Annotated in this window: 15 protein-coding genes; 8 read left to right on the top strand and 7 right to left on the bottom strand. The window is 49.2% G+C overall.

Features of this window, described 5'->3' with window-relative positions; all coding sequences use genetic code 11:
* Positions 1–633: 633 nt before the first annotated feature.
* The 8 genes from M2134_RS01960 (at position 634) to M2134_RS01925 (ending at position 8,260) form a co-directional block, all read left to right on the top strand.
* Positions 634–1,074, top strand: a complete 441-nt coding sequence (locus M2134_RS01960; RefSeq protein WP_280749721.1) for a hypothetical protein — start codon at positions 634–636, stop codon at positions 1,072–1,074.
* 6 nt (positions 1,075–1,080) lie between these two features.
* Positions 1,081–2,169 carry a hypothetical protein gene (locus tag M2134_RS01955; protein WP_280749720.1) on the top strand — a complete coding sequence of 363 codons (1,089 nt, stop codon included), beginning with the start codon at positions 1,081–1,083 and terminating at the stop codon, positions 2,167–2,169.
* A gap of 384 nt (positions 2,170–2,553) precedes the next feature.
* Entirely contained in the window at positions 2,554–3,000 is a 447-nt protein-coding gene (locus M2134_RS01950) for a hypothetical protein (RefSeq protein ID WP_280749719.1), read from the top strand.
* A 47-nt stretch (positions 3,001–3,047) separates the two neighbouring features.
* Complete coding sequence (locus M2134_RS01945; protein ID WP_280749718.1) at positions 3,048–3,947, top strand: serine acetyltransferase; 900 nt, start codon at positions 3,048–3,050, stop codon at positions 3,945–3,947.
* Positions 3,948–4,042: 95 nt separating this feature from the next.
* A complete protein-coding gene (locus M2134_RS01940) occupies positions 4,043–5,509 on the top strand; it encodes a THUMP domain-containing protein (protein WP_280749717.1) in 1,467 nt (488 codons plus the stop codon).
* A 29-nt stretch (positions 5,510–5,538) separates the two neighbouring features.
* A complete protein-coding gene (purD, locus tag M2134_RS01935; protein ID WP_280749716.1) occupies positions 5,539–6,810 on the top strand; it encodes a phosphoribosylamine--glycine ligase in 1,272 nt (423 codons plus the stop codon).
* Positions 6,810–7,820 (top strand): hypothetical protein, encoded by a 1,011-nt coding sequence (locus M2134_RS01930; RefSeq protein ID WP_280749715.1) that lies wholly within the window; start codon positions 6,810–6,812, stop codon positions 7,818–7,820. The genes purD and M2134_RS01930 overlap by 1 nt, the downstream gene beginning before the upstream one ends.
* Positions 7,808–8,260: a VTT domain-containing protein gene (locus tag M2134_RS01925; RefSeq protein ID WP_280749714.1), complete on the top strand. Its 453-nt coding sequence runs from the start codon at positions 7,808–7,810 to the stop codon at positions 8,258–8,260. Before M2134_RS01930 ends, M2134_RS01925 begins: the two co-directional genes overlap by 13 nt.
* A gap of 17 nt (positions 8,261–8,277) precedes the next feature.
* Here the strand turns inward: M2134_RS01925 and M2134_RS01920 are convergent, their stop codons facing one another.
* Genes M2134_RS01920 through ahcY form a run of 7 tightly spaced genes read right to left on the bottom strand, consistent with a single transcriptional unit; the run spans position 8,278 to position 14,443 of the window.
* Complete coding sequence (locus M2134_RS01920) at positions 8,278–9,402, bottom strand: glycosyltransferase (protein ID WP_280749713.1); 1,125 nt, start codon at positions 9,400–9,402, stop codon at positions 8,278–8,280.
* A gap of 10 nt (positions 9,403–9,412) precedes the next feature.
* Positions 9,413–9,955 carry an HAD family hydrolase gene (locus M2134_RS01915; RefSeq protein WP_280749712.1) on the bottom strand — a complete coding sequence of 181 codons (543 nt, stop codon included), beginning with the start codon at positions 9,953–9,955 and terminating at the stop codon, positions 9,413–9,415.
* Complete coding sequence (locus tag M2134_RS01910) at positions 9,933–10,634, bottom strand: nucleotidyltransferase family protein (protein ID WP_280749711.1); 702 nt, start codon at positions 10,632–10,634, stop codon at positions 9,933–9,935. Before M2134_RS01910 ends, M2134_RS01915 begins: the two co-directional genes overlap by 23 nt.
* Before the next feature lies 1 nt (position 10,635).
* Positions 10,636–11,226: a D-sedoheptulose 7-phosphate isomerase gene (locus M2134_RS01905; protein WP_280749710.1), complete on the bottom strand. Its 591-nt coding sequence runs from the start codon at positions 11,224–11,226 to the stop codon at positions 10,636–10,638.
* On the bottom strand, positions 11,208–12,242 hold the full coding sequence (locus M2134_RS01900; protein ID WP_280749709.1) for a dehydrogenase: 1,035 nt from the start codon (positions 12,240–12,242) through the stop codon (positions 11,208–11,210). Before M2134_RS01900 ends, M2134_RS01905 begins: the two co-directional genes overlap by 19 nt.
* 5 nt (positions 12,243–12,247) lie before the next feature.
* Complete coding sequence (locus tag M2134_RS01895; RefSeq protein WP_280749708.1) at positions 12,248–13,021, bottom strand: class I SAM-dependent methyltransferase; 774 nt, start codon at positions 13,019–13,021, stop codon at positions 12,248–12,250.
* 3 nt (positions 13,022–13,024) lie between these two features.
* Positions 13,025–14,443 carry an adenosylhomocysteinase gene (gene ahcY, locus M2134_RS01890; protein ID WP_280749707.1) on the bottom strand — a complete coding sequence of 473 codons (1,419 nt, stop codon included), beginning with the start codon at positions 14,441–14,443 and terminating at the stop codon, positions 13,025–13,027.
* Positions 14,444–14,453: the final 10 nt, after the last annotated feature.

Raw genomic sequence — 14,453 nt, 5'->3', positions numbered from 1 at the left:
CAGATGGTCTTTGGGGATAATCAAGTCATACAAATCAGTATAACTACTTAATAAAAGATGGCCTTGCTGAGGTAACATATTTACTTTGCTTTTACTCTATAAATATAGTGCAAAAACCTGATACAGACAAGCGTTGAGTAGTATTTATTCAAAATAAATATACGATAAAAATGGCCTTCCACCGTGTGGAAAATCTTTTCTTGGGTAAAAAGATACTCTTCGGATGATCCATTAATAAGCGGAAGGGAGGGAGGAGGGTTTTTCAGTGGCCTTGTACGAGGGGGGAGGTGGTTTGGTGTAACTTTTTGTGTATGCTATATTGTTGGCAAATAGACATATATATAAGATCAAACCACCTCCCGGCTCGTACCTCGCCGTACTCCTCCTTTGCTAAGGAGGAGAAATTTTGTCACCAAAAATTGTCCCTCACAAACCTTCCAATAATATCCTTTTTGAAGACAAAGCCAACCGCTTAACCGTTGCCTATACCCTTTCCAAATGTTAAAAACGATTTTCTTTCGCTTGCGAACGAACATTTTCTCTTTTTATTGGTTTTAGTAGAGAGAACACCCCTCTTAGGGGTTGATTTTTCGGCGGTAAGCTATAAAAACAAAAAGATAAAGTAATCAGGATATGAAATTGAGGTATATTTTAGGCGTATTATGCTTGGCAGGGATGCTCTTTTCCTGCGCTGAAGAGGAGGCGATCATGCTTTCACCTATTACTACTGAAAAGGTTACAATAGGAATTGATTTGGGACTGTCGGAATCGATTGCTTCGAAAGCAATTGTGAAAGATAAAGATACGGGTGAAGTCTCTTATGAGTGGGCTTCTTCAGATGAATTGCAGGTAAACAAATGCTTTATCGGTATTTTTGACGCGGAAGGAAACCTGGTTGTGTATAGAAACGCAACAGACGATGAGTTGCTTCCCCGAGAATTGGGCGAAAATGATGTGAATGAACTGGAAGGAACATATCCTTCTTATCATTTTAACAATATCGAGGTAAGCGCAGGAACCGGAATGAAACTTATGGCTATCGCCAATTCTCAACACGATCTGCCGGGAGATTGAACGACCATGGCTGAATTTGAACAGCTGGTAGAAGATAATATAACAACTGAGTTTGATGCAAAGAATCTGGTTAAATTTGGTGTCAGAGAGGTGAATATTGAAGCGAAAGCCGATCAGGTGTTTACTGTGCCGATGAAGCAATTGGCTGCGAAGATTGTACTCAAAGTAGAAACAAATATCATTGATGATATTGAAGGAGAGACTAAGTATTATTTTGAAGAGTATAAGTATGACAGTGATGATGTGCAGGGTTGGTTTGAAAAGAATGGCAATACAAAAGAAAGTGCTAAAGAACTGTTGAGAGAAATTGAATTCCAGGAGATTGGTAAAGATGATATACCCCAATATATCTGGCATGGAGGAGTTCAAGTCCCTATTAAGGATGCCGGTGGTGTGAAAATGTATACATTCCTGAATACCGCCTATTATGTCAAAGAAGAGGTGAGATGGTATTTTGATGTATCTATGTTGAAGATATTGAATATAGAGACCAAGTCGGAGACGCTATTAACCAAGAAAACATTAGATGCTGCTTTGCAGGATAGGGATATTGAAAATCCTAATCTACTGAATATTACTTTCTATACCTATGAGAAACCGGATGAGACGGAAAACCCCATACGCATTAACTTTGAAGGGAATCTTAAAATGGGAACTGTAAAAATGCGGCAAGAGATGGTAGGGCGTTGGAATGCTGTCTGGTATAAGGAGGGAGATATAGAAAGGCCTTGGTTACTGCCGGGTATGCCGGGTGCGCCAGGAAAAGGTGAACTGGGTCCGGGCTGGGGTAGTGGTGGCTATGTGTTGATCTCTCCCGAGGAGCAGATTGTCTATGAACCTGCGGGAGAAATGATTCCAGTTTCTACTGCAATTAAAGAATGTGCCACCTCCAAATACGCCCTGATTATCGAGCCGAAGGAATCAACGCCAGGCTGTAAGACGAATGGTGTGATTCATGGAAATATCTATTCGGTTAAGGCAGAAATCAAAGAGCTTCCTAAGGAAGAAGCAAATTCGGAACCTTTAACCCGCGCAGCATCAGGTGTAAGCGGAGGTCTCTCCCCTATGCTTTATTATAATGTACAATCCTGGTAAAAGCATAAAATATCAAGGATAAACAAAAACATACTAAAACAGATCATTTGATGATATTATATAAAAGGGCTACCGGAAAGGCAGCCCTTTTATTGTGTATGGATTCTTGGAGGAAGAGGTGAAGTTTGTAGATTGCGAGATTTTCAAATTGACCCTTTTTGCTCTGCGTTTCATTAAAAGCAAAACTTACATTTTGTCAAAATCGACCGGCTTTTTTTTCGTAAATGCAGGGGTATTTTAAATTAGTCAGGCGAGTAACACTTTTTAACGTATCATATTGTAAAGTGAAATGGGATTTTTGTTTACATTTTGTCAAAATGCCTTGATTGCGTGAAATAAGCGAGGGAAAGTGTATCTTTGTGGAAGAATTTAAAATGACTGGTTATGAAAAAGTATCTGTTGGTATTTGTTTTGACGGTGTTGGGGGTGGGTTTCTCCGGATGTGAGATAACCGAGAACTACGGCACGCAGATGGAGATTGTGGAGATCACGGTGGACAGCCGCGATTGGCGCATTGAATATGATGGCGACACGCCCTATTTTGTGTGCGATAAGAGTGCGCCGGAAATCGATAATACCATCTTCAGAAGGGGAAGCGTGATGGCTTATGTCTATGTGCGTCCCGGAGAACAGAGCGAAGGCTTGACACCACTGCCTTATCCGTTGGAGTTTCTGGAGGTATCGCCCGGTGGCGACCACGCATGGACGGAAACCATCTCCTGGGAATATCGTCCGGGCTATGTCACCTTCTATGTGCAGTACAGCGATTTCGCTATTAGTGAAGATTTTAGACCGGGAACCAAATATTTCCGTTTGGTGTTGAATTGGTAACAGAAAATAATCCTATTTTTGCAGGAAAATGTTATTAAATCAAATGAATGGACGTGTTCCCGCATAATGCTGTGTTGAACGAGACGATCGAACAATTGTCGGACGAAGCCTCGTATAACCAGTTATACCATACCTGCCGTGATGAGGAGACCCTGCCGTCGGGCGACGCGCTGGAGGAGATCATCGATTTGTGCCGCGCCATTCTTTTTCCCGGCTACTATGGGAAGAGCCGGGTAAACAAACAAACCATTCGTTTTCATACCGGGGTGAATGTGCAGACCCTGCATCTATTGTTGTCCCGCCAGATCCATGCCGGGCTTTGCTTCGACGAGACCTCCTGCCGGACAATACCGACGGATGAGATCAGGCAAAACGCGGAGGCGCTGTCGGAAGATTTCATCTCCACCCTGCCCGAGCTGCGTGCCATCCTGGCGACCGATATCGAGGCTACCTACCAGAGCGATCCGGCGGCGCAGCATATCGGCGAGGTTATCTTCTGCTATCCGGGGTTTCGCGCTATCGTGAACTACCGAATCGCTCATCAGCTCCACCTCTTAGGCGTACCTTTTATTCCTCGGATGATCACCGAAATGGCACATTCCGAGACAGGCATCGATATCCATCCGGCGGCATCGATCGGACATCATTTTTCGATCGACCATGGCACGGGCACTGTGATTGGTGAGACCAGTGTGATTGGTCATCATGTGCGGATATTCCAAGGGGTCAGCCTGGCGGGTGAGAAATTGGCACCCGACAGCGATGGCAACCCCGTGCGCGGTGTGGCCCGTCACCCTATTCTGGAAGATCATGTCACCATCTACTCCAACGCGACGCTTATCGGAAAGATACGCATCGGCGCGGGGGCTACGATCTGTGGAAACGTCTGGATTGCACGGGATGTAGAGGCGGGAGAAACGGTTTATCAATTGATGATGGATAATTGATAATGGATAATTTCCCGAAAGCGACATGAGAGAGAGAAAACATAACATATATAATATCGATACCCATTATCAACAGTCAATTTTTAATTAATAAAATGAATAAAGCGAATTTCGAAATGGTGGCAAAGACCCAGCATGGGTTAGAAGATGTTCTTGCAGAAGAATTGATTGCCTTAGGTGCTCAGGATATACAGAAGGGCCGCCGCATGGTCTCTTTTACGGGAGACAAAGAGATGCTTTACAAGGCAAACTTCTATTGTCGCACGGCGCTCCGCATTCTGAAGCCGATCTATCATTTTAAGGCCAAAGATGCCGATACGGTGTATGAAGAGGTGAAAAAGGTGAAGTGGGAGGATTATATGTCGCTGGATACGACCTTTGCCATCGATTCGGTCATCTTTTCGGAAAACTTCAATCACTCCAAATTTGTGGCTTACCGTACGAAGGATGCGATTGTGGATTATTTCATGGAGAAGCAAGAGAAGCGTCCGTCGGTGCGGGTGAATAATCCGGATCTGCGGATCAATATACATATTTCGCATAACGACTGTACGCTCTCGATCGACAGTTCGGGAGAGAGCTTGCATAAGCGGGGGTACCGGACGAATCAGACAGAGGCGCCGTTGAACGAGGTGTTGGCTGCCGGTATGATTCTGATGACCGGATGGCGGGGTGAATCGAACCTGGTCGATCCGATGTGCGGATCGGGTACCCTGTTGATCGAGGCGGCTATGATCGCTTTGAATATCGCACCGGGCGTTCATCGCAAGGAGTTCGCTTTTGAGAAATGGCTCGATTTCGATCAGGAAATGTTCGATCGCATCTATAACGACGAGAGCAACGAGAAAGAGTTCAAATTCAAATGTTATGGCTCGGATATCTCGCCGGTGGCGATTGAAAGCGCGCAGGAGAATATACGCAATGCCGGACTTTCTAAATATATTGAATTACAGGTGTTGCCTTTCCAGAAGTACGAAGAGGCACCGCAACCGGGCATCCTGGTGACCAATCCGCCTTACGGAGAGCGCATCTCTTCGCGCGACCTGATGGGGTTATACAGTATGATCGGGGAGCGGTTGAAGCATAAGTTCACCGGATATAAAGCCTGGATCCTTAGTTATAAGGATGAATGTTTCGATAAGATCGGATTGCGTCCGAACGAAAAGGTGAAGCTGTTGAATGGCTCGTTGGAGTGCGAATATCGTTGTTATGAGCTCTTCGACGGGAAAAACAAAGACTATAAAAAGGCACTGAATGAGAATCCGGAGAATAGCGGTAGTGCTCCCCGGAAGGTTATTCAGCGCAAGCCCGACTTCAAGCGGGATAAGATGGATCGTCCGGAACGCCGTTTCGCAGCGGCTCACACGGAGAATGATGATGAGAAGGCACCTTATATACCCGGCAAACGCTACCTGGGCGACGACAGAAAGGATGGTCGTCCGGATCGCAAGCCTTTCCAGGCGAAGAAGCCTGATAAGAAACATTTCCGCGACGGGGATAGCGACTTCAAGAAGCACTCTTCCAAAAAGCCTTTTAAGAACAGGGGCAGAGAGGAGTTTTGAATAATGACAATAACAAAAAATGGAATAAAATGAATATACTACTGTTAGGTTCAGGCGGGCGTGAGCATGCCTTGGCATGGAAAATAGCTCAAAGTCCGTTGGTTGATAAACTCTTCATCGCACCGGGTAACGCCGGAACGTCTTTAACGGGCACGAACGTGCCGATGAAAGCCGATGATTTCGAGTCTATCAAGACGTTTGTGTTGAATAACCGTGTGCATATGGTGATTGTAGGTCCGGAAGATCCGTTGGTAAAAGGGATTTATGACTTCTTCCGCGCCGACGCGACATTGGCGCATATCCCGGTGATCGGCCCGAGCAAGGCGGGAGCACAGCTCGAAGGGAGCAAGGATTTTGCCAAAGCGTTCATGCAACGTCATCATATTCCGACCGCTCGCTATCAGAGCATTACGGCGGAGAACCTGGCGGAAGGATATGCCTTCCTGGAATCGTTGGAAGCACCTTATGTATTGAAAGCCGACGGATTGGCTGCCGGCAAAGGGGTGTTGATCATCGACGACCTGGCAGTTGCCAAGCAGGAGTTGGCCGGTATGCTGGATGGTATGTTCGGCGATGCCAGCAAAACGGTGGTGATCGAGGAGTTCCTGGACGGGATCGAGTGTTCTGTCTTTGTGATGACCGATGGCGAACATTATAAGATCCTACCGGTTGCCAAGGATTACAAACGCATTGGCGAAGGCAATACCGGCCTGAATACCGGCGGTATGGGGGCTGTTTCGCCTGTCCCTTTTGCCGATGAGGTGTTTATGGCGAAGGTAGAGGAGCGGATTATCCGTCCGACAGTCGCCGGATTGAAAGCGGAAGGCATCGATTACAAAGGCTTTATCTTCCTGGGACTGATCGAGGTGAAAGGCGAACCGATGGTGATCGAATACAACTGTCGCATGGGTGACCCGGAGACCGAGGTGGTGATGCTGCGTATCGCGAGCGACCTGGTCGAACTCCTGGAAGGCGTGGCTGCCGGCGACCTTGATAAGCGGGAGCTGCAAGAAGATCCGCGTGCCGCCGTTACCGTGATGCTGGTCAGCGGAGGCTACCCCGAGGCCTATGAAAAAGATAAAGAGATCACCGGCCTGGACAAGGTATCGGCTGATAATATTGTCTTCCATGCCGGGACACGGAGAGCGGACGACCGCATACTGACCAGCGGTGGACGTGTGATTGCCGTTAGCTCGTATGGAAAAGACAAAGAAGAGGCATTGGCTCGTTCGTTTGAAGGGGCGCAAACCATCGATTTCGAGAAGAAATATTTCCGTCGTGATATAGGATTCGACTTGTAGTGCCTGTTTCTGCCAACATACATCGAAAGATTCGCTTTGATCGTCCGGGTGTCGTTATCTATATAATCGGTATCTGCCTGTTATGTTGGGCAGGAGGCTATTGGGTGTCGTTCGGTTTTCCTTTGGAGGCGGCACCCTCGGATACGCCTCTCTGGCAGGCCATTCAACGCCTTCTTCCCGGTACGCTTTTCCCCTATCTGATGGGGCTTCTATTGGCAGTAGGTGGGGCGTTCCTGGTGCAGCGGATCAGTTATGCCCTGGTGTTGATCCGGGATCGTTCTTTTTTACCTTTTTTATTTTTCTTTTTACTGCTTAGCACGAACGCGCTCTTTTTCCCTTTACGATCGACCTCGTTGGCGCTGTTCTGCCTGATGTTGGCTCTCTATCTGCTTTTCACGACTCATCATGATCCTTTGTCAGTAAAGCGTTCTTTTGTTGCTGCTTTTCTGATTGGACTGGGCAGTCTGTTGTGGGCCTATATGCTTTGGTATATTCCCTTGTTCTGGATAGGGATGTATATGTTTCGTTCATTGAATCCCAAGACATTCATGGCCTCGTTGATCGGGGTTACCGTCGTCTACTGGCTGTTATTGGCCTGGGCGGTATGGACAGGCGATTACAGCTATTTTATTGTTCCGTTCCAATCGCTGGGCAACTTCGATCTTTTCTTCTGGCGTTTCTCGGAGTGGATCGAATGGCTTCCTTTATTGATTGTGGTGCCTCTCGTGATTGCCGCCTTTGTCAATATGGTGGTTCATGAGCTGGCCGATAGCCTACGCACCCGTGAGTTCCTCTCTTTTCTGATGCTGATGATAGCCTGGTCGGTCGTCTTTTTCTTTCTGTATGAACCGGCCACCGTGGGATTTCTGCAGATGATGGCTATTCCTGCCTCTACGTTGATCGCGCATCTGTTTGCTACGCGACAGAATCGCTATACTTTCTGGTTGATGATTGTTACGATCATCGCCCTTCCCGCCCTCTTAATACTTCAGCTCTCATGGAGTTTCTGATCACCTATGGGTATATAGGCGTTTTTATTGCCGCTTTTTTGGCTGCTACCATCCTGCCGTTCAGCAGCGAGGTGGTGCTCACCGGCGTGATGCTGGCAGGAGCCTCCTATTGGCCCTGTATGATAGCGGCTACCTTGGGTAACTTCCTGGGCGGCATGACCTGTTATTGGCTGGGTATGCTTGGCAAGATCGAATGGATCGAGAAGTACCTGAAGATGGATCGTGCGAAGATCGACCGCGTCCAGGAATGGGTACAAAAGCGAGGATCCTGGACAGGTTTCTTTGTTTTCCTTCCCGGTGTGGGCGATTTCATCGCTGTCGCCCTGGGCTTCCTGCGTGCCAATGTGTGGGTGGTGGCGCTCTCCATGTTTGCTGGAAAGGCCATTCGCTATTGGGTCTGGATGGAACTGGTGTTTAAGGTGCAGGAGGTAGTCCTTTAGACGCGCTCCCATACAATTCAAGACAGCTTCTCAGAAAAATCGATTAACTGCTTAGCAAACACCTCCCAGGTGAGTTGCTTCTTTTCCCGTTTGAAATTGGTTGCGAAAAGGGCAGGATCCTGTTGGTAGAATGCCCGAATGGTTTGAGCAATGGACGCCGCATTTACGTCGGGTATCATCAAGCCGATGCCTTGTTTTTCGATGCTTTCATCTAATCCCCCGGTGCGTGTGGCGAGTAAAGGTGTTTCGAAGTGATAGGCAATGGAGGTGATGCCACTTTGCGTGGCGCTGCGGTAGGGGAGGATGCAGACATCGGCCGCCGAGAAGAATAGCGGTACTTCGTTGTCGCCGATATAACGGTTGAACACCTTGATCTGCTCCGGATGTTTACATTGACAGATCTGATCGCTGTATTTTTGGAACGGCCCGTAGCTCTCTCCGGCAATCACCAACTGATAGTCTTCGCAATCCAGTAGATCGAAAGCCTCTATCAGGAGGTCTAATCCTTTATAGTCGCGAATCAATCCAAAGAAAAGAAGTGTTTTCTTGTTGGGATCGAGCCCCAATTGCTCGCAGGCAAGGCGTCTTTCCACCTTCTCGCCAAAATGATCATAAAGCGGGTGGGGGAGTAGGATATTCGGCGCGTCGGGACGAAGCGACAATAGATCGTGGCGGACAGACTCGCTCATAGCCACAAATCCGCTGTTTTGTTTGAGAAACCAGGTGGTGAAAGGCTTGTCGAAGAATTTCTGTTCGTGCGGGATCACATTGTCCAATACGGTGATCACCCGGCACCCTCTCTTCTTCAGGCGGCGGGCAACCGTTCCCAACGAGGGCGAGAGGTAAGACATCCAATACTTCATAATCAATAGATCCGGCTTCTCCTTCTCGATCTGTCTGGCCGCTCGGATGTAGCTGAAAGGGTTGGCCGTGTCGAGTATCGGAATGCTCTTTATTTCGATAGCCTGGTCATCGGGCGTGACATATTGTGTCTTTCCGGGAAACAAAAACTGAGGATATTGGCGGGTGAAGGTATAAGGAATCACCTCGTGTTCCCGGCGCAACGCCTCATACAGGTTGGCATTGAACTGAGCTATTCCGCCCCGGAAAGGGTAGAATGTCGATAACATAGCTATTTTCATATCGTTCCGTCTATTGAATTGCTTTGGCAAAAGTAAATAAATCCGGGTATTGCGCAGTAAGAAGAAGGGAAGAAAGCTCTTTTTCGCTGACTTTATGGCCGATAAGTACCGCCGGGATGCCTGCCCAGCTGGCAAACTGCATATCGGAGAGCGAATCGCCCACCATCAAGCTATTGGCAAAATCGATAGCCGGGAAGTCTGCTTTTGCCTGACGGGCCATGCCCGGATTGGGTTTCCGATTAGGATCCTCCGACGAAACGGCGGTCGCGGTGTATATCCTGTCGATGCGTCCTCCGTGTGCCGTTATCTCTCCGAGCATATAGGCATGGATCTCCTGCAGGGCATCGGGTGTCATCATCCCTTTTCCTACGCCGCGCTGGTTGGTGACGATCAGGATATAATCAAACAGAGGTGCGAGCAGTCGCAAAGCCTCCAAGGCTCCTTCCGTAAAGATGAATTCCTCGATCGTCTTTACATAGTCGTTGGGGCGATGCTGGTTGATCACCCCGTCGCGATCGAGGAAAAGCGCACTATAACGTGTTGTATTTCCCATCGGCAAAATCCTTTTGTGCCTGTGCGTAGTCTTCCGGGATGCCAATATCGATGAAGTAACGATCGGAAGGAAATCCGCCCAATTTCCCATCGGCCACTACCTTTTCGAAATAGTCTCTCTCTAACGAGAAGCGTTCAGGGTAATCGCGGAGCACACGGCGGTTGATCAGGTAGACACCCGCGTTGATCAATCCGGAAGCACAATATTGTTTTTCGCGGAAGGCTTTGATGCGCGCCTCTTCATCCAGTTCGACAATGCCATACCGGTCGAACTCTTTCATCTCTTTCAATGCCAGGGTCGTTTCCGCTCCGAGCTTTTGGTGGCAGGCAATCATCTCTTTGTAATCGACCGCAAACCAGGTATCCCCATTCAGGATAAAGACCTCTTCCCGCTCTGCCTGACAGAGCGAAAGGCGGGTGGCTCCACCCGTTCCGAGCGGTTCCTCTTCCACGACGATGGAGATGCGCATGGTGGTGGCGTAATCGGCCAGCCATGCTTCGATCACTTCATGTTTGTAGCCTACTGCCAGTATGATATGGTCGAAGCCGGCAGCTTCCAGCGATTGCAGGACGTAGTATAAAAACGGCTGTCCGGCCACGGGAGCCATGGCTTTGGGTAGGTCGGAAACGACCGATTGCAACCGGGTGCCCATGCCTCCGGCCAGTATGATTGCTTCCATATCAGAGCGATTTAAAGATTTCTTTTTCCACACATTCGCAGACGATATGCCCGATGGTGATATGTGCCTCCTGGATGCGGGGGGTATCGTTGGATGGAATGTTAATGAGTAGATCGGAGAGGGCTTTCATTTTTCCTCCCTTTTCGCCTGTAAAGCCAATGGTCTTGATGCCTTTCTCCCGGCATACCTCGAAGGCCTTGACAATGTTTTCGGAATTGCCCGAGGTGGAAAGGCCTACCAAGACGTCGCCTTCCTGCCCGAGCCCTTTGATCAGGCGGGCATACACAATGCCAAACGAGTAGTCATTGGCTACGGCGGTCATATAAGAGGTGTTGCAATGCAATGCCTCCGCCGGCAATACCTCCCGGTCGATATAGAACTTCCCGGAGAACTCCGCTGCCAGGTGTTGCGCGTCGGCCGCGCTTCCTCCGTTTCCGCAGAAATAGACTTTTCCACCCCGGCGGAAACAATCCACCAACATCTGTATGGTTGCCCCGATCGTTGCCTGCAGGCTTTCGTCTGCCAGTATGCGGTCGATCACCTGACGGTGTTCGTCGAGGCGTTGCTGTATGATTATTCTTTCACTGTCCATGTTGTCAATCCTTTTTTACAGAATTCGAAGGGGTGAATAACCCCTACATTTAATTGTGTTAATGCCTCCGCCACAGCATACGAAGCGTTTCCCGGGCAGTAGAAAAACATAAAGCCACCCCCACCGGCTCCGGAGATCTTGCCTCCCAACGATCCGTGTGCCATCGCTGTATTGTAGATGTTATCAATCAGTTCGTTGGAGATATGTTTCGCCATCAGTTTTTTGTTGGTCCAACTGGTGTTGAGCGCCTTGCCCAGCTCCCATAACTCGTCGCGCAACAGGCAATTCTTCATGCGGAAAGCCTCCTCCCGTACCCGGTGCATAGCCTCCAGCGATTCCGTCTTTTTGTTTTTTACATTCGCCACCTGCTCTTCGATAATATGCGACGAGCTACGCGACAGGTTGCTGTAGAAGAGCACCGTATTCATGGACCACTCCTGCAGGATGTCATTGTTTATGCGCAAGGGATTCACAATCACCTTATCTTCAGCCAGGAACTCCATGAAGTTGACCCCTCCGAAAGTAGCCGCGTATTGATCCTGCTTACCCCCTGCCATCTGCAGGTCGACCCGTTCGATCTCGTAGGCGTAGTGGGCGATGTCGTATCTTCCCAATGGCAGTTTCAGCCATTCGGTGAAGGCGCCTAAGATAGCGACCACCAGCGTGGACGAGGTACCCAAGCCCGAGCCGGAAGGCACATCCATATGTGTCGTCAGTTCGAAGGAGAGCGGTTGCCCGTTGTTGTAACGCTTCACGATGGAGTTATAAATTCCATGTTGCAACACAAGCGGTCCTTCCAGCGGAAGCTGTGAGGTGGCTTCAAACTCTTCGACGATATTTTTATGGGTATGCACCAGGCGAATCGTTCCGTTTTCGAGCGGGCGGATGGTCGCGTAGGCAAACAGGTTGATCGTCACATTCAGGATGGCTCCTCCATAGATGTCGGAATAGGGCGATACATCGGTTCCTCCTCCGGCGATGCCCAAACGAAAAGGTGCTTTACTACGGTATAACATATTTCTTATTTCTTACTTATCAGATAATATCCACAGGTCGTATAGAAATTACGAATATAAGGGATCTGGAATACTTTCCATAATTTACGGGGCGATAGTTTGAACTTGGCCTCATAATTCGGATTGATCACATAAAGGCTTTTCGCGCGTATGTGGTAATCCGCCTGTTTAATGAAACGCTCCAACCGCTCCAGTGAGATGCCTGTACTTTTGATATCGAGCAGCTCTCCCGGATCTATTCCTCCGCTGCGCAACAGGGCAGCATACGCCCCTCGGGGCAAGAGGTGAATCCAGGGAGTACGAGAGATAAACCGGTGACGCACAATCTGCTGATGCCCGCCAAACGGATTCTGCCAGGGCGGGAAGCCGATGAAAAGCACACCGGTCGGTTTCAGGAACCTCTTGACAAACGACATGAACCGCTCCTGGTCGGGAATATGTTCGATCACATCCCGCATGATGATGATGTCGAATGGCTGAGGCAACGATTCAATCCGGTAGATGTCTTCGGCAATCAGTGTCAGCTTGCCTTGCTGCGGATGGGCGGCATAAAACTCCTTCGCCCGTTCAATCTGCGGGACGCTGAGGTCGATGCCTGTCACCCGGCAACCCAGATCCAGGAAGGGTTTCATATTGCCTCCCTCGCCACAACCAATCTCAAGAACAACCACATCGGGCGTCACCGGATGTTGCTGTTCGATGAAAGGGATCACATACTTTTGGGTCGTATATGCCTGTTCGTTGAAATATTGTTGCCGATCGAGATGTCGTTGTTGCATTGTTTAGTAACGATAATGGTCCGCTTTGTAAGGTCCTTCCGGCGATACGCCCAGGTAATCGGCCTGTTCCTGTGTGAGGCGGGTCAGTTTCACGCCGATGCGTTCCAGGTGCAGGCGAGCTACCTCTTCGTCCAGTCGTTTCGGCAGACGGTACACGCCCACTTCGTAAGGCATGGTCCACAGATCCATCTGCGCCAATACCTGGTTGGTAAACGAGTTGCTCATCACAAACGAGGGGTGTCCGGTAGCACATCCCAGGTTCACCAGGCGTCCTTCGGCCAACAGGAAGATGGAGTTCCCGGTAGGGAAGGTATATTTGTCGACCTGCGGTTTGATGTTGATATGTTTGATATTCGGATAATTCACCAGTTTGTCTACCTGTATCTCGTTGTCGAAATGACCGATGTTGCAAACGATCGCCTGGTCTCTCATCTGCGCCATGTGTTCGATGGTGATGATATCGCGGTTTCCGGTTGTGGTAACGAATACATTTCCCTCTTTCACAGCCTCTTCCATCGTGGTCACTTCAAAGCCTTCCATCGCCGCCTGCAAGGCACAGATCGGGTCGATCTCCGTCACAATCACGCGGGCGCCGTATGAACGCATCGAGTGTGAACAGCCTTTACCTACATCGCCATAACCGGCCACGACCACCACCTTACCGGCGATCATCACATCGGTGGCTCGTTTGATGCCGTCAGCCAACGATTCACGGCAGCCATAGAGGTTATCGAATTTCGATTTAGTCACCGAGTCGTTTACATTGATGGCTGGAACAAGCAATTCGCCCTTTTCCATCATCTGATACAGGCGATGCACACCGGTGGTTGTCTCTTCGGAAACACCCTTCATCTCGGCCACTGTGCGGTGCCAACGTTGGTTGTCTTCCGCGAGGATCCGTTTGAGTGTGTCGAGGATCACCTGCTCCTCATGGTTGCCTCCCTTGCGATCGATCGATGTCGCATCGTTTTCCGCTTTATAGCCCCAATGCACCAAGAGGGAAGCATCGCCACCGTCGTCGACGATCATATGCGGCCCTTTTCCGTCGGGGAAACGAAGCGCCATATCCGTACACCACCAGTATTCCTCCAATGTCTCCCCTTTCCAGGCATACACCGGCACGCCCGTCGCAGCAATAGCCGCAGCGGCATGGTCCTGGGTGGAGAAAATGTTGCAACTGGCCCAGCGCACATCGGCACCCAGATCCACCAATGTCTCGATCAGTACGGCCGTCTGGATGGTCATATGCAATGACCCCATGATACGGGCACCCGATAGTGGTTTCTGGCCGGCATATTTCTGGCGCAACGCCATGAGTCCGGGCATCTCGTGTTCGGCTATTTCGATTTCCTTCCGGCCAAACTCGGCCAGGCTCATATCTGCCACCTTGTAGGGAAGCGTAGTTGGGAATAATGCTGACATTTTCAATCTA

It is taken from the genome of Parabacteroides sp. PM6-13 (genome assembly GCF_029892605.1).
Lineage (GTDB): Bacteria > Bacteroidota > Bacteroidia > Bacteroidales > Tannerellaceae > QVMG01.
Note: the sequence above shows the minus strand (reverse complement) of the source record. Positions and strands in the feature narration are given on the sequence as shown.

Excerpts from the sequence above, each read along its gene's own strand:
- M2134_RS01945 (WP_280749718.1), top strand. The coding sequence starts at position 3,048 with ATGGACGTGTTCCCGCATAATGCTGTGTTGAACGAGACGATCGAACAA.
- M2134_RS01915 (WP_280749712.1), bottom strand. The coding sequence starts at position 9,955 with ATGGGAAATACAACACGTTATAGTGCGCTTTTCCTCGATCGCGACGGG.
- ahcY (WP_280749707.1), bottom strand. The coding sequence starts at position 14,443 with ATGTCAGCATTATTCCCAACTACGCTTCCCTACAAGGTGGCAGATATG.
- M2134_RS01900 (WP_280749709.1), bottom strand. The coding sequence starts at position 12,242 with ATGTTATACCGTAGTAAAGCACCTTTTCGTTTGGGCATCGCCGGAGGA.
- M2134_RS01905 (WP_280749710.1), bottom strand. The coding sequence starts at position 11,226 with ATGGACAGTGAAAGAATAATCATACAGCAACGCCTCGACGAACACCGT.
- M2134_RS01920 (WP_280749713.1), bottom strand. The coding sequence starts at position 9,402 with ATGAAAATAGCTATGTTATCGACATTCTACCCTTTCCGGGGCGGAATA.
- M2134_RS01925 (WP_280749714.1), top strand. The coding sequence starts at position 7,808 with ATGGAGTTTCTGATCACCTATGGGTATATAGGCGTTTTTATTGCCGCT.
- M2134_RS01955 (WP_280749720.1), top strand. The coding sequence starts at position 1,081 with ATGGCTGAATTTGAACAGCTGGTAGAAGATAATATAACAACTGAGTTT.
- M2134_RS01960 (WP_280749721.1), top strand. The coding sequence starts at position 634 with ATGAAATTGAGGTATATTTTAGGCGTATTATGCTTGGCAGGGATGCTC.
- M2134_RS01950 (WP_280749719.1), top strand. The coding sequence starts at position 2,554 with ATGAAAAAGTATCTGTTGGTATTTGTTTTGACGGTGTTGGGGGTGGGT.
- M2134_RS01940 (WP_280749717.1), top strand. The coding sequence starts at position 4,043 with ATGAATAAAGCGAATTTCGAAATGGTGGCAAAGACCCAGCATGGGTTA.
- purD (WP_280749716.1), top strand. The coding sequence starts at position 5,539 with ATGAATATACTACTGTTAGGTTCAGGCGGGCGTGAGCATGCCTTGGCA.
- M2134_RS01895 (WP_280749708.1), bottom strand. The coding sequence starts at position 13,021 with ATGCAACAACGACATCTCGATCGGCAACAATATTTCAACGAACAGGCA.
- M2134_RS01910 (WP_280749711.1), bottom strand. The coding sequence starts at position 10,634 with ATGGAAGCAATCATACTGGCCGGAGGCATGGGCACCCGGTTGCAATCG.